The organism is Pusillimonas caeni (assembly GCF_003545815.1).
Taxonomy (GTDB): Bacteria; Pseudomonadota; Gammaproteobacteria; order Burkholderiales; family Burkholderiaceae_B; genus Pusillimonas; species Pusillimonas caeni.
The window spans coordinates 340,674-355,465 of the sequence record NZ_PDUW01000004.1; the positions used below are offsets into that span (position 1 = coordinate 340,674).

The 14,792-nt window shown below is 63.8% G+C and carries 11 protein-coding genes; 1 reads left to right on the forward strand and 10 read right to left on the reverse strand.

Annotated features, from left to right (window positions below):
• Positions 1-163 precede the first annotated feature (163 nt).
• From ilvC to CSC67_RS11515, 3 genes are all read right to left on the reverse strand, one after another.
• The gene (gene ilvC / locus CSC67_RS11505; RefSeq protein ID WP_118994654.1) at positions 164-1,180 is read right to left on the reverse strand and encodes a ketol-acid reductoisomerase; all 1,017 of its coding nucleotides are present in this window, start codon (positions 1,178-1,180) and stop codon (positions 164-166) included.
• Between the two features lie 100 nt (positions 1,181-1,280).
• Positions 1,281-1,772, reverse strand: coding sequence for an acetolactate synthase small subunit (gene ilvN, locus CSC67_RS11510; RefSeq protein WP_017522656.1), 492 nt, complete (start codon positions 1,770-1,772; stop codon positions 1,281-1,283).
• 10 nt (positions 1,773-1,782) lie between these two features.
• Positions 1,783-3,504 (reverse strand): acetolactate synthase 3 catalytic subunit, encoded by a 1,722-nt coding sequence (locus CSC67_RS11515; protein ID WP_118994655.1) that lies wholly within the window; start codon positions 3,502-3,504, stop codon positions 1,783-1,785.
• A 574-nt stretch (positions 3,505-4,078) separates the two neighbouring features.
• On the opposite strand from CSC67_RS11515, the gene CSC67_RS11520 reads away from it, so the two are divergent.
• Entirely contained in the window at positions 4,079-4,951 is an 873-nt protein-coding gene (locus CSC67_RS11520) for a polysaccharide deacetylase family protein (protein WP_167752862.1), read from the forward strand.
• Here the strand turns inward: CSC67_RS11520 and CSC67_RS11525 are convergent.
• From CSC67_RS11525 to bcsZ, 7 genes are read right to left on the reverse strand one after another with little or no spacing between them, the layout of a single operon-like run.
• Entirely contained in the window at positions 4,945-5,616 is a 672-nt protein-coding gene (locus tag CSC67_RS11525) for an SGNH/GDSL hydrolase family protein (protein ID WP_245220204.1), read from the reverse strand. The genes CSC67_RS11520 and CSC67_RS11525 overlap by 7 nt on opposite strands.
• Positions 5,617-5,673: 57 nt before the next feature.
• On the reverse strand, positions 5,674-6,873 hold the full coding sequence (locus CSC67_RS11530) for an alginate O-acetyltransferase AlgX-related protein (RefSeq protein ID WP_118994657.1): 1,200 nt from the start codon (positions 6,871-6,873) through the stop codon (positions 5,674-5,676).
• 8 nt (positions 6,874-6,881) lie between these two features.
• On the reverse strand, positions 6,882-8,288 hold the full coding sequence (locus tag CSC67_RS11535) for an MBOAT family O-acyltransferase (RefSeq protein WP_118994658.1): 1,407 nt from the start codon (positions 8,286-8,288) through the stop codon (positions 6,882-6,884).
• 7 nt (positions 8,289-8,295) lie between these two features.
• Complete coding sequence (locus tag CSC67_RS11540; RefSeq protein ID WP_135227461.1) at positions 8,296-8,967, reverse strand: cell division protein FtsQ; 672 nt, start codon at positions 8,965-8,967, stop codon at positions 8,296-8,298.
• The gene (locus CSC67_RS11545) at positions 8,964-9,626 is read right to left on the reverse strand and encodes an SGNH/GDSL hydrolase family protein (protein ID WP_118994660.1); all 663 of its coding nucleotides are present in this window, start codon (positions 9,624-9,626) and stop codon (positions 8,964-8,966) included. The genes CSC67_RS11540 and CSC67_RS11545 overlap by 4 nt, the downstream gene beginning before the upstream one ends.
• Before the next feature lie 26 nt (positions 9,627-9,652).
• On the reverse strand, positions 9,653-13,609 hold the full coding sequence (locus tag CSC67_RS11550; RefSeq protein ID WP_118994661.1) for a cellulose biosynthesis protein BcsC: 3,957 nt from the start codon (positions 13,607-13,609) through the stop codon (positions 9,653-9,655).
• Positions 13,588-14,787, reverse strand: coding sequence for a cellulose synthase complex periplasmic endoglucanase BcsZ (gene bcsZ / locus CSC67_RS11555; RefSeq protein WP_245220205.1), 1,200 nt, complete (start codon positions 14,785-14,787; stop codon positions 13,588-13,590). The genes CSC67_RS11550 and bcsZ overlap by 22 nt, the downstream gene beginning before the upstream one ends.
• Between the last annotated feature and the right edge of the window lie 5 nt (positions 14,788-14,792).

A 14,792-nucleotide genomic window follows, 5' to 3' on the forward strand; every position in this document is an offset into this window, starting at 1 on the left:
CCCCGGCAAAAAATGCCCCCACGCCGCGCAGGCTACGCCTGCTTGCTGCCCCCCATGGGGGCTTTTTTGCCTTGGGGCGGCCCGGCGGCAAAAAAACACCCCGCTGGGGCCGGAGCGCTGCTCCGGCGTGCGGGGTGTTTATAGAACGACCGGCAAGAGCCAATCAGTTCTTGGTCTGGTCAACCAGCTTGTTGGCGGCGATCCAGGGCATCATGGCGCGCAGCTTGCCGCCGACCTGCTCGATCTGCGATTCGGCATTGAGACGGCGACGCGAGGTGATGCTGGGCGCGCCGGCGGCGTTTTCCAGAATGAAGCTCTTGGCGTACTCGCCGGTCTGGATGTCGGTGAGCACCTGGCGCATGGCCTTCTTGGTTTCGTCCGTGACGATGCGCGGGCCCGTGACGTACTCGCCATACTCGGCATTGTTCGAGATGGAGTAGTTCATGTTGGCGATGCCGCCCTCGTAGATGAGGTCGACGATCAGCTTGAGCTCGTGCAGGCACTCGAAGTAGGCCATCTCGGGGGCGTAGCCCGCCTCGACCAGCGTTTCGAAGCCGGCCTTGATCAGCTCGACCGTGCCGCCGCACAGAACGGCCTGCTCGCCGAACAGGTCGGTTTCGGTTTCTTCGCGGAAGTTGGTTTCGATAATGCCGGCGCGGCCGCCGCCGTTGGCCATGGCGTACGACAGGGCCAGGTCGCGCGCCTTGCCGCTGACGTCCTGGTGAACGGCGACCAGGTGCGGCACGCCGCCGCCCTGGCGGTAAGTGCCGCGCACCGTGTGGCCGGGGGCCTTGGGAGCGATCATGATGACATCGACGTCGTTGCGCGGCTGAACCTGGCCATAGTGCACATTGAAGCCATGGGCGAAGGCGAGCGCAGCATCGGCCTTGAGGTTGGCATGGACGTGGTTGCGATAGACCTCGGCGATGTTCTCGTCGGGCAGCAGCATCATGACCAGGTCGGCGGCCTTGACGGCCTCTGCCACTTCCAGCACTTTCAGGCCGGCATTTTCGGCCTTGCTCCACGAAGCGCCGCCCTTGCGCAGGCCGACGACGACGTTCACGCCCGACTCATGCAGGTTGAGCGCATGCGCATGACCCTGCGAACCGTAGCCGATGATGGCAACCGTCTTGCCCTTGATCAGGGACAGGTCGCAGTCTTTGTCATAGAAAACTTTCATTGATAATGCTCCAAACTAAGCGTATTTTTAGCGGGCCGTGCAAGACGGCCCGGATTGATAGTGTTCGGGCTGTATACCGCTGCCAGACCCGTGATTTTAATTACAATTTCAAAACGCGTTCGCCGCGGCCGATGCCGGAGACCCCCGTGCGGACGGTTTCCAGGATGGCGCTGCGGTCCAGGGCGCCGATAAATGCTTCGATCTTGTCCTGGTCGCCGGTCAGCTCGATGGTGTAGGCCTTGTCGCTCACGTCGATGATGCGGCCGCGAAAAATATCGGCCATGCGCTTCATTTCGTCGCGCTCTTTGCCCACCGCCCTTACCTTGATCATCATCAGTTCACGCTCGATGTGCGGGCCTTCCGACAGATCGACCACCTTGACCACGTCGATCAGGCGGTTCAGGTGCTTGGTGATCTGTTCGATCACGTCCTCGGACCCTTCGGTGACGATGGTCATGCGGGACAAGGTCGCGTCTTCGGTCGGCGCGACGGTAAGGGTTTCGATATTGTAGGCGCGCGCCGAGAACAGCCCCACCACGCGCGACAGGGCGCCCGGCTCGTTCTCCAGAAGAATGGAAATCACGTGTTTCATTGTTCTGTCCTTATAGATCTTCGGCGCCAAGCAGCATTTCGGTCAGGCCGCGGCCGGCCTTGACCATGGGCCACACGTTCTCGGTCTGGTCGGTGATGAAATCGAGGAAGACCAGGCGATCCTTGTGCTTGCCGAAGGCCTCGCGCAGGGCGGGCTCGACGTCGCCGGGGCTTTCGATGCGAACCCCCACGTGGCCGTAGCTTTCGGCCAGCTTGACGAAGTCGGGCAATGCGTCCACGTACGATTCGGAATAGCGCGAACCATAGTCGATCTGCTGCCACTGGCGCACCATGCCCAGATAGCGGTTGTTGAGGCACAGAACCTTGGGCGACAGATGATACTGCTTGCAGGTGGACAATTCCTGGATGTTCATCTGTATGGAGCCCTCGCCGGTGATGACGGCGACGTCGGCATCGGGATTGGCCATCTGCACGCCCATGGCGTAGGGCAGGCCCACGCCCATGGTGCCCAGGCCGCCGGAATTGATCCAGCGGCGCGGCTGGTTGAAGCGGTAGTACTGGGCCGCCCACATCTGGTGCTGCCCCACGTCGGAGGTGACGAAGGCATTGCCTCCGGTCACTTCGCACAGCGTCTCGATGACGTATTGAGGCTTGATCAGGGTATCGGAGCCCGCATAATCCAGGCACCGCTTGCCGCGCCAGGTCTCGACCTGCTGCCACCATTTTTCGAGCGCGGCCCTGTTGGGTTCGGTTTCGACGGCGGTCTGCATGTACAGAGCGTTGAGGTCCTGCAGCACGTCCTTGACGTTGCCCACGATGGGCACGTCCACGCGCACGCGCTTGGATATCGACGAAGGGTCGATGTCGATATGGATGATCTTGCGCTGGTTCTGCGCGAAGTGGCGCGGGTTGCCGATGACGCGGTCGTCGAAGCGCGCGCCCACGGCCACCAGCACGTCGCAGTTCTGCATGGCCATATTGGCTTCGTAGGTGCCGTGCATGCCGGGCATGCCGACGAAGCGCTTGTCATCGGCGGGAAAGGCGCCCAGGCCCATCAGGGTGTTGGTGCAGGGCGCGCCGACCAGCTCCACGAGCTGGCGCAGCTCTTCGGCCGCATCCGACAGCACCACGCCGCCGCCCGAATAGATCATGGGGCGTTCGGCCGCCAGCAGCATCTGCACGGCTTTCTTGATCTGGCCGTGGTGCCCTTTGACGACAGGCGTGTACGAGCGCATGGACACCTCGCCCTTCTTGGCGGTGAACTTGCACTTGGCGACGGTGATGTCCTTGGGGATGTCGACCAGCACGGGGCCGGGCCGGCCGGTCTGCGCGATATAGAAGGCCCGGCGCATGGTTTCGGCCAGGTCCTTGACGTCGCGCACGAGGAAGTTGTGCTTGACGCAGGGGCGGGTGATGCCGACCGTGTCGCATTCCTGGAATGCATCGGAGCCGATGGCGGTCGTAGGCACCTGGCCGCTGAGTATGACCATCGGGATGGAGTCCATGTAGGCCGTCGCAATGCCCGTGACGGCATTGGTCAGCCCGGGTCCGCTGGTGACGAGCGCCACCCCGACCTTGTTCGACGAGCGCGAATACGCGTCGGCCGCATGCACGGCCGCCTGCTCGTGGCGAACCAGAATATGCTTGAAAGAGTCTTGCTGATAGATGGCATCGTAGATGTACAGCACTGCGCCGCCAGGGTAGCCAAAAACGTGCTCCACGCCCTGCTCGGCCAGGCATCGTACGACGATGTCGGCGCCATTGAGTTCCATGTTGTAGTCCTTTCGTAACCGGTACGGACATCTCGATTGGCCAATGAAGGCCGAAGCTGCACCAAACGCGGCATGATGTGCTGAGGCTTGATGGCTCACGGAGCCACTCCACCCAGACACCGTGCCGTACCGATGCCCACTCGTCGAAACACCGTACGAGCGCTCTTGTGAACGCGGGAGGTAGAAACGGATGCCATGGCAACACACGCTTGTGACGCGGCCCTTGGCTAAGTGATACAGGCGCAAAAAACGGGCGGATGGCCCGAACGATAGTGCCCACAAGGCCGGGTTGGGGATGTTGCACCCGGCCAAGTACACTACTTTACTGCATTGCACAAGACAAGGCAATCAAGCACGGGAATAGCGGGGGAAAGTGTCGCGGGCAGCCGACGGTCGCGGGTTGGTATATTTCGCGGCGCCTCGGCTCTCGTCGGGCCGGGAAAAAGCAATGTGCTGCGGGGCCGGAACGTATAATGCTGGTGCTTCACCGAATCGGCGCAGCTTCCAAACGCGTCTTCCGCCCTCTTGGCCGATCGGCCACAACCGCCTTCCGCAACCCAGCCATGGCTTCGCGATGAAACTCACCTCGATGTCTATCCGCCCGCTGCGCCGCCTGGGATACTCGTGGCTTCTCAGCGCTTTGCTGCTCCTTGTGCAGGCGGGTGCGGGCCACACGCAAACCATTGCTCTTACTTTCGACGACGGCTTCGATGTGGCCAGCAGCGGCCCTCGAGCGGTGGCTGACAATACAGCAATGCTTGCCGCCCTGAAGCGGCATCGGGCGCGCGCCATGCTCTTTCCGTCGGGGATGGCATTGGCCAATCCGGAAAACCTGGCTTTGGTGCGGGCCTGGGGCGAAGCCGGCCATGCTGTCGGCAACCACACATACAGCCACGGCTATCTGAGCAAGTCGGATACGGCGCACTATTTTGCCGACGTGGAGCGTGCGCAGGCCCTATTGCAAGCCTTGCCGGGCTGGTGCCCGCGGCTTCGTTTTCCCTATCTGGATGAAGGGGGCAGTCCGGCACAGCACGATCAGGCCATGCGATGGCTTGCGCAGCACGGCTACGGCGTGGCTTCCGCCACCATTTCAATGCCCGACTGGGAATTTGCGCAGCGCTATCTCGACATACTGCGAACAGGCTCACAAGCCGAAGCGGCCGCCTTCCGGCAGGACTATGTCGAGCGGATATTGGCCGAGGCCCAGGCGCAAGAGACACACTGGGTTCAAGAACTGAAACGGAGTCCGGCGCACGTGCTGCTTCTGCACGCCAATCACTTGAACGCGGCCATACTGCCCGAACTGCTGCACGGCCTCGAGAGCCGGGGCTGGACCATCATCGATCCGGCAAGCGCATTTCAGGATCCGATCTATCAACGCGGCTATACCGGCGAAAGCAAGGACGAGAAAAAACTCCTTGCCTTGCCGGTTCCGTCCTGTCACTGAGCCTTGGCTTTTCTCAGCTGCTCGATCATGGGCATTTGCGTGACCTCGCCCACGATGGCTTTGCTCCATGCGGCATAGCCGTCCGCTGCAAAGTGCTGCCCGTCGAAGGTACGCCATTGCCCCGGCTTGGCGAACTTGAGCGAATTGATATAAACGCAGGGGCTGACATTAGCCGCCAGGAAGCGGTCGGCGCGTTCGACACGATCGTCTTTCTTGTTGTACTTTCCGCCGGCCTTGCCGTAAGGCGGCCCGACCCAGACGCAGCGCGTGCCCGTAGCGGCGATCTCTTTGGTCAGGGCCGAGACGCCTTGCCACGCCCAAGCCTTGGGAAAGGTTTCATTGTCGTAGGACCCCATCGTATCGCCGATGACCAAAAGCACGACATCGGGTTTGTCCGACGCAATCAGTTGCTTGATGGCCTGGGTCTCTGAACCCGCGGTATTGAGTTTGGCGGGCGCGTCGTTCTTCTTTTCGGCGCCGCAATCCACTTTTCTGGGCTTGACCCAGTCGATGGCGCTCGCCCCGCAGGCGCCCACCGAATGCACATAAGCCGCGCCCTGGGCATCCAGATCCGCATGGAGGGCATCGCGCAGTTCATACATCATGTGACTTTCGCCGATGACGAGAAAACTCAGTCCCGCCAATGCCGCCGCTGCCATAGCCATATCAATCACTCCTGTCTTTCTTATGGTTCAAGTATTTCGTTCGCGCGCCCTGGTGCGTCAGGGAGCCGCCTTCTTTTCCACCGCCGCCTCCAGGCTATCCATCCATGCCCGCTCTTCCGCAACAATGGGCATCTGCAGCACGCGTTCGGGTATTTCCCAGATCACCACCCGCGGAGGCGTATCGCGGAATTCGGCCGACGCCAGATAGGTTTTTGCCGCTCCCCAGAAGTCGCCGCCGTCCTGAGCAAAGCTGGGTACGGGAGTATGCAGCGCGGTCTCGAGGAAAGGCACAAAGGACGAGGTCCGTGAATACGAGGTGCCAATGAGCGCCGCCGAAGGCAGGCTGGCGTCTCCGAACAGGTCGTCGGCCGTATCGCCGCTGCCCGGGGCCGCGTCCTTGGCAGCCGGCGCTTCTATGCTGAAGCGCGTGGGCGCCACCATATCGGGAGCGGGTTGAAGCGCCATGGGAAGCCAATCTATTCCCGCCAGGCGCACCAGGTCGCCTTCCCGGACCCCAGGTTCACCGCTTTTCAATCCATAGCGCAGAGGGGGCGTCAATTCCACTCCGGTCCGGTCCATCGCATGCGCAATGGCCTCTGCCGCGGCGCGCGCTCCCGTCTCTGTCCAGTGGGTATCGGTCCTTAGAAACGGCTGATCGCCACCGCCGCGCGTCGCCTCGAGCGCCGGCAGCAAGGCGGCGCGCGCAACACCGCGCTGCGCCAGCCCCTCTTCCCAACCATGCAAGCGATCGGAGAACGATGCGGGACGATATATGCCGCATAGCTGTTCATGCTGCACGCGGCTCTTGTCGGGCACGGTCGCGATCAGCAGCTCGACTCCGCGGCCATGCAGCAGCGTGCGCATGTGCGCAGCCGCATCCAAGCGTGTTTCGAGATTCCGTCGCGCATCCGGATGAACCGTCAACTCGTCGACCAGAAACAGCCATTGGCCGCAGCCTTGGCGCACGCGCGGTCCGAGGGAGCCGGCGAGCAGCCATGAGGCCCCCCTCTCGGCGTCGGCCATGGCGGCGGGCAGTGGCGCCTGCGCCAGCTCGGAGGCCAGGCGCCGGGTCGTCTCCCCCTGCATGAGCCCGGCGCGGGTCCATGCCTCGGGCGCCAGGGCGGCCTGGCCGGAGGCCAGGCTCCAGGCCGCCGACGCGGCTCCGGCGACTATGGCGATAAGAAAGACCGCGCCCGCCGCATACCTGGCCGTACGGGAGGGCAGATTGAACGACTGCACGGGATCAGCCAGCGCCATGTCGTCTCCTAGAATTGGAAATACAGGAACGGCACCGCCTTGCGGCTTGCCACCAGCGACATCGCGAAAACGAAGCCGAGTACCGGCCACAGATCGGCCACCGCCAACAGGCCCGCAGGGGTGCGCCGACGCACAGGCTCGCGCAGCAGCGGCGCCACGATGCATGCCAGCCCCAGCAATATCGCGGCCAGATGCGAGGGTTGCAGCACTACCTTCAGGGCATCGCCCAGCGCCCAGCCCCGCAAGCCCAGCTGTCCCATGTACAACGACCAGGCCGTATCGAAATCGGCCGCGCGGAAAACCACCCACGCCATGCAGACGAACAGCAGGGTCGCCGCCCTGGACGCCAGGACAGGCACCGGCGGCAGCCCGGACCGGCTCCACGCGCGGGCCGCCGCCAGGGCCGCGCCGTGCATCAAGCCCCACAACAGAAAGTTCCAGTTGTCACTGCCATGCCACATGCCGGCGATGGCCATGGTGAGGATGAGATTGACGTAGGTGCGGACGGCCCCCTTGCGATTGCCGCCGAACGGGATGTAAAGATAATCGCGTATCCACGTCGACAGCGAGATGTGCCACCGCCGCCAGAAGTCCTGGATGCTGCGCGCCAGATAGGGATGGTTGAAGTTCTCGGGAAAATGAAAGCCCAGCATTTGCCCCAGGCCGATCGCCATGGCGCTGTATCCGGCAAAGTCGAAGAACAGCTGCAGCGAATACGCCAGGCAAGCCAGCCACGCGTCGAGAAAGCCGGGCTCGGGAACGGCAAAGCCGGCGTCGACCAGCGGCGACAGCGTATCGGCGACCAGAACCTTCATGCACATGCCCACCATGAAGCGCCGTGCGCCGGCGGAAAAATCCACCCAGGTGAAGTGCCGATTGGCCAGTTCGCGTTCGACCCATTCGTAACGCAGGATGGGCCCCGCGATCAACTGGCCGAACATCGCCAGATATGCGGCGAACCATACGAAACGGCGCTGAGGCCGGAATTCGCCGCGGTACACGTCCACCAGATATGAAATCGCCTGCAGAATGATGAACGACAGCCCTATTGGCAAGGCGACACGCTGCCATTGCAGCGGCATGGCGCCCGCGAAGACCATGAGTTCGCTGACGGTTTCGACCAGGATATTGATGTACTTGAACCAGAAAAGCGTGCCCGCGTTGGCGGCGATCAGCAGCGCCAGCAGCCATGCGCGCAGGCGGCCGCCGGGCAAGGCGCCCAGCACCAGCCCGCCTATCCAGGCCAATGCCGTCAGGCCGATAAACAGCAGCAGGAAGGTCGGGCTCCACCAACCATAGAATATCCAGCTTCCCACCAACAGGACGGCGTTGCGCCAGGCCACCGGCGCCGCCGCATACACCAGCAGAAACGCCGGTAGAAACAGCGTCAGGAACTCGATCGAGGTGAAGATCATCGAAGGCTCAGGGCGCGACCGTGTCTTTTATGTGAAAAAAGCCGCTGGCCGGATCGCCGGGCGCCAGAAACAGGCTGTGGCGCTCGCCCGCCTGCAGCGTGCCCAGATCGAGCGGCTGCCCCACCGGCTGTCCGGCGCACATCAGCTGGACGCTCAAAGGCACCGGATTCACCTGGCGGCGCACCCATTTGCCGACCTCTACATGCTCGAACAAAAATACCTGCCGCCCGGCGACCTGCACCCCGGCGTCCTCGCACGCGGGATTCAAGTCATAAAAAGCGATGGAAGCCCTGACCGCGGTGAAATCGTCCGCCTCTTCATGGATGGTGTGGACCTGCAGCCCTTGCTGGGTCTTGACCCCGAGCACCGTGACGAATTCGCTGGGCAGTATCTCGACCGAGACGGTCTGTTCGTCTTTGCCCTGCGTCAGCTCGCCCTTGATCGTGGTTTTCCCGGCAACGGGCATGTAGGCGCTGGCGCGGGACTCGGCATCCAGTTCAAGCGCCGCCGCCGAACCGGCGGCGGTGACGCGCAGCCCGGCCGCGCTGCCGTCGACAAAACGCACGAAGGCGGAGTCTTCGGCCGGCCCCGTGGGATAGAGCTTGATTTCGGCGCCCTGGGCCGGAAGACTGACTAGCCCGGCCATCACACTGCATAAAGCGACAAGGGAGGGTTTCATTTTTTCTTGATTTCCTGGACGATGGGGGACTCCGCCAACTGCTGGGTCAGGGCCTTGCCCCAGGCTTCGTATCCCGACTTGGTGAAGTGCTGGCCGTCGGTCGTGGCCCACTCGCCCGGCTTCGACAGCGTCAGGGAGTCGATGTACTGGCAAGGCGCCACGTTGGATGACAGAAATGCCGACACCTGCTTCGCGCGCGCGAAGGTCTTTTGATACTTGCCGCCCTCGGTGCCCCAGGCCGGGCCGATCCACACACATGCCGTATTGGCCTTGGCCACCGTCTGGGTCAACGCGGTGACCTGCTGCCAGGCCCATGTTTTTGGAAAAGTGGCTTGCTGATAGCCGGCCATGGTGTCGCCCATCACGATCACCACCAGATCGGGCTTGTCCCGCGCCAGCAATTGATCGATGGGCGTCGCCGGCGTGTTTACGTCCAGGACCTGTACGGCGGCGTCGCCGCGGCGCTCCGCCGCGCCGCAGGTGCCCTTGACGGGCTTGAGCCAATCGCCGGGGTTGGCGCCGCAGACGCCGATCGTATGCACCTGGGCGCCCTGGCGCTCCAGACCCATGTGCAAGGAATCGATCAGGTAATACGGAACGGTCAGGTGGCTGTCGCCGATGATAAGAATCGACAGACCGGCCAATACCGAAGTCAACATGCTTGTTTTCTCCTAATGTTGCAGGCCTATCGGCCGTAGGTAATGCCATAAGGCGAACGGTAGGGCTCGACAGGCAGGTCGAGCAGGCCGCGTTGCGGATGAAAGTAGTAGCGCAGATAGAGGCCGCCCATCCATTGCCGGTAGTTGTCGGCGTTGTCCGCGCCAAGCGTCGCGCCAAGCACCAGATTGGGATCGAGGCGATATTCGGCCGATGCCTTCAGGTTGTAGCTGATGCCGGTCTTGCTCTCGCCGCGGTAATACCCATCGCCGAACAGATTGTTCGCGCCGGCCATTTGTTCGGCATAAGCCTGCAGGTCGGGGTTGTTCGGAAACACTGCCGCATCGTCCTGCTTGAAGTGCTGCAGACCCACGGAACCGTCCAGACGATAGCTGAAGCGGCCGGAGCGCTGCGCCCAGGTTACGGGCAAGCCCAGAGCGTAATAATGCTTGGGGCTGAAGTAGCCGCCATGGCCGTACGTGAAGTAGCTCAGGTTCTTGTTGTAGAACGTGGCATTGAGGTTGACGCCCGCCATCAGCTGGGTGTCGAGCTCGTCGATGACGCGGAAATAGGCGCCGGCATTGAGTTCCGTACGGTGGTTGGACGCCACATTGTGCCCGCGCAGGCTGTGCCAGGCGGCCGAGCCGTACAAGCCGGCCGCGCCGAAGTCCTTGGAGAGCGTGAGACGGGCGCCTGTGGCGGTCACCCCGCCCCATTCGAGCCCCTGATCCTCATACCTGCGGCCGGCAAAAGACAGCACACTGTCGGTGACGGGCCGGCGCGAGACGTCGAACCGATAACTGACGGTAGCGGCATCGTCCAGCGTTCCATCGAACAAGGCGCCGCCCGTGAAGTTCGTCTCCTGGAAACCCAGCGGGGTGACGCCGGCATCGAATTCCATGCCTCGAGTCTGATACCCCACCGACAGGCCGACGCCGCGCTGTCGTTCATCGCTCACCAGGTATGGGCTGTATTGCAGGAGATCGGCGGGGCCGGTCGACGCCGGCATGTCTCCAATGGAGCCGGCGCTCAGCACGATGGGCGTGGCCCGCACGCTCATCCGGTCGTTCCCGACCGGGAAATTCACTTCGATCGGTAGCTGGGTTTCCGTGAGCTTGCTGGTGCCGTCCTCGCCGTTGCGGCTGCGCACCTCTGTTCCCACCCGCAACTGAGGGCTGCGCTCTTGGTAGATCTCGTCCAGCTCTCGCGCCAGCTTCGATTGCGGAGCGGTTGCCGCCGCCGTTTCCGCGAAGGGATTGGACTGGGCGCCTGCTGGCGCGGGCCGTGCCGGAACGGACGCGGAGGCCGCAAACACGGGCGCAGAGCCCGGCCCGCTCTGTGGATACGGAGGCACGGAAGAAGCGGGCGGCTGCGTCCGGACCGGAGCCGGCAGCGCGGTCTGCGGCGACGCAACGACGGCTTCCGGGCGCGATGAGGCGGCGGGCGCCGGCGTGGCAAGGGCCGCCTCCGTCCGTGACGGCGAGAATGACGGCGGCGGCGCCACCGCCATGGCTTGCGAAGGGGCGTCAAGAGTCGATGTTGTGCGCTGCCCGGGCAGCCCTACGAAGGGGTTGGCGGACGTCTCCGGCGCGGGTGCAGGCACCGCAGCGGCGGCGGCAAGCTGCGTCGCTGGCTCTGCGGAACGCTTTTCCAACGCCACTGCTCTTTCGAGCAGCTTGGCGGCATCGCCCGTCTTGCCCGAGGCTCGATAGATGCGCGCAGCGGAAGTCAGCACCTGGATGTTTTCCGGCGCCAGCGAAACTGCGATGTCGGCCTCGCGCTGGGCCTGGCGATAGTCTCTGGACTGCTGGGCCACCTGAGCCAGTCCCAGGTGCAGATCGGGGTTGTCGGGATCCGTCCGCAACAGCGTCTCATAAATTCCGAATGCTTTTTCTCCCTGCCCCGACGCGGCATACATGCGGGCCAGGGCGCCCTGCGCCGCCGGATCATTGGGGCGCTCGGCAAGCACCGGGGCCAGCACGTCGTAGGCGGCGACGAGGTCGCCCCGTTCCGTAAGCAGGTCCGCCTGCCTGATCCGATAGGCGCTGGACAACTCAGCCACCAGCTTTCGCTGGGATACCGTCAGACTTTCAGCTTGCAACTGGCGCAGCACGACGGAGGCCTCGACATCCTGCTCGGAAGCCAGCAGCAGGCCGGCATAGGCGATGGAGGCGTCCACGCTGCGCGCCTGGCCTTGTTCCCGCAAAGGCTTGAGAAGCGCCAGGCCGCGGGCCGGCTCGCCGATATCGACGTAGGCGGCGGCCACCGCGCTGAGCACGTCGAAATCATTTGCCGCGCCCGCTTCGATCTGTCCGAGCCAGACCAGCGCATCCGCTTTCCGGCCCGCATGAGCCATGCCGACCGCCTCGGCGATCTGCACCCTGCGATTGGCCGTTGCGTAAAGCTGGTTCATCGGCGCCGTGCGGCGGGCGGCGGGAATCCGTTCAAGCGTATCGCGCGCCTGAGCCCACTGCTGGTTGTTCGAGGCCAGCAAGGCGCTGGTATACAGCACCTCGGGATCATCGGGGTGCGTCATGAGCAGCCCCTCGATCAAGCCGCGCGCTTCGCGTGTCTGTCCCGCCTCTTGATAAAGCTGGGCCAACTCGTAGCGCAGCCAAGGACTGTCAGGATCTTTGGCCAGGGCGTCCTCGAGCATTCTGCGGGCCGCTGCATCATCTCCCGAGAGCTTTGCCGCGCGGCTCAGCCCCAGCAAGGCCTGGGAATCGCCCGGACGGCGCTGAAGCACGGCTCGATAAGCCTGCACGGCTTCGGCCGTTTTGCCCTGGTCCAGCATGATGTCGGCCAGCTGGACATTGGCCGCGACTTCTTTCGGCGCCCGCTTCACGGCCTGGTTCAAGAGGCGGACGGCTTCATCCGTCTTGCCGGCTCGATGCAGCGCCTGCGCCTTCTCGACATCGACCCAGTACTGGGCGGTGGAAAGCGACGGCTGCCAAGCGGCATTGCCCCGCCGTGCTCGAGTCAGGTAATCGAGGGCCTGCTGCCAATTTCCCTCGCGCATGGCCAAGACCCCCATGCCGCCCAAGGCTTCCGAATCATTGGGACGCTGTGCCAGCACCGACTGGAATTCGTTCCGCGCACGGGCCGCATCGCCCGCCTCGATCAGCTTCATGGCTGCGGCGGTGCGTTGGCGCAAGGGATCGGGGCGCGACACCGGCTGTGCGCGGGCCGCCTGGCTCGGCGCCGCCACGCGCTGTTCCGCTTGCTGGCGGATCTCGGCGTCGTCGGGATGCTTGCTCAGATACTCGGCGAACAAAGGCCTGGCTTCCGGCCGGGGCGGCCCTAGCCACACCAGCGCATCGCGCCAGCTTTCGGTCGCCTCGCTGCCGACCTCCGGGTGCTCGGACAAGCGCGCGAGGCGCCGTATGCCTTCCAAGCGGGTCGGTTCATTGCGGGCCAAATGCCGTGCCAACGCGAGCTGAAGCGCGGGATCGCCGGGAGACTGGGCCAGCAGGCGCTGCAGCCCTTCGATGGCTTCGGGCAGCCCGGCCGGCGTATAACCCAGCAAGCTGTAATAATTGCCGCCGACCGTTCCCACCGGAGCGCGCCCATCGAGCGCCTGCCGATATTTTTCCAGCGCCTGGTCGACATCCGCCGAAGCCACGGCCTGGCGAGCTTCTTCGAGAAGAGCCTTGTTCCGGTCGGAGCTGAGTTGGATGTCCTGTTCCAGCTGAAGCACGAGGTGATGGTCCGGCTGCGATTGCTTCAGGCGCTGCAGGAAGGCGCGCGCTCCCTCGATGCGCCCCGCGTCCAGTTCGACCGTGGCCAAGCCGTACAAAGCCTGTGGATTGCCGGGGCTGACCAGCAGGAGCTTGTTCCATGCCTCGGCGGCCCTTTTGGTGTCCTGCCGCGCCTGCCAAAACTTGCCCTGCTCGATCAAGGCCTGATCGGCGTCGCTCTGCGCCCAGCCCGCATGATGCAGCAATGCCACCAGAAGGCCGCAGGCTATTCGGTTGTAGCGAAGCATTCGTTCTCCCACGATAAAGATAAGGTGCCATCAGGCCGGAAGCGGTACATGCCGTCCAGCCAGCCCGTTCCGAATAAACTCAGCACATGGTCGTAATAAGGCGGCTGGCCAAGTGCGACCGCCCCGGGTTCGAGCGAACGAGGCAGAGCATCGCGCACTCTCTGTATTTGCTGTTCGAGCAGCAGCGCCTGCCCCTTGGCCTTGAAATACGGAATCAATGCGGCCGAAAATCCGAAAGGCCCTTGACCCGAGGCCCCGCCTGTCTGGGTGTCGACCGATTCCGGCGGGATGCCCTCGCCATGCTGCCGGGTCGCACTCACCATGCCGTCGAGTGCGCGCAGCATGCGGGAGAACAAAGGATCGTCGGAAGAGGTCAGGCCCGCCCACAAGTAATTGCGTATGGCGTCATAGCTTCCGACCGGTCCTTTGATCGGGTCGACCACAAAGGAAGGCGGCGTTTCTTTGGCCTGATAGGTCGTCCAGTCAGGCGCGAGGCCGTGGGGCGCCGTGGCTTCGACCATGGCCGCGGTATTGTCGGCGATGGCGCGCCACGGGCCTTGCGGCCGCGCCAGGGCCAGGCGCCGCAGAAGGGGAATGGGCAGGTAGCTGGCATTGAGTTGCCATGTCTGCTCTTGGGGCTTGGCGAACCACTCTCTGCCGGGCAGCAGCATGGGGCCCAACCCCGGCAAGTCGGCGACTTCCTGGCTTTCGATCAGGTCGAGCAGAGCGTTGGCCTGACGCGTGTAAGCGGGTTCCTGCCAAAGCCTGCCCGCCTCGAGCAGCGCGTAGGCGAACCAGAGGTTTGCATCGGATGCGGAATTGTCATCGATCACTCGCCACGATCCATCGTCCGCACGGCCCCATATCCAGGCGGGCAGCCGCCGGCCGGCGTCTCCGCCGCTGAGATTGTCGATCGTCCAGCCCCATAGCCGGTCGAACATGCGCTTGTCGCCCGCGACCAGGGCGAAAAACATGCCGTAAGACTGCCCTTCGGACGAGCTGTGCTGCATGGCGGTGCTGGCGTCCAGGACCCGGCCGCTATCCTGGATGAAATGCACGCCGAAATCATGCCACAGAGGCCACTCTGCCGTGCCGCATGACGCGGCCGCCGCCCCTCCTCCGTGCAAGGAAAGGGCGGCAAGGCAGCCGACGAAGAAACGCTTCACGCCTGTTCGCACCGTAG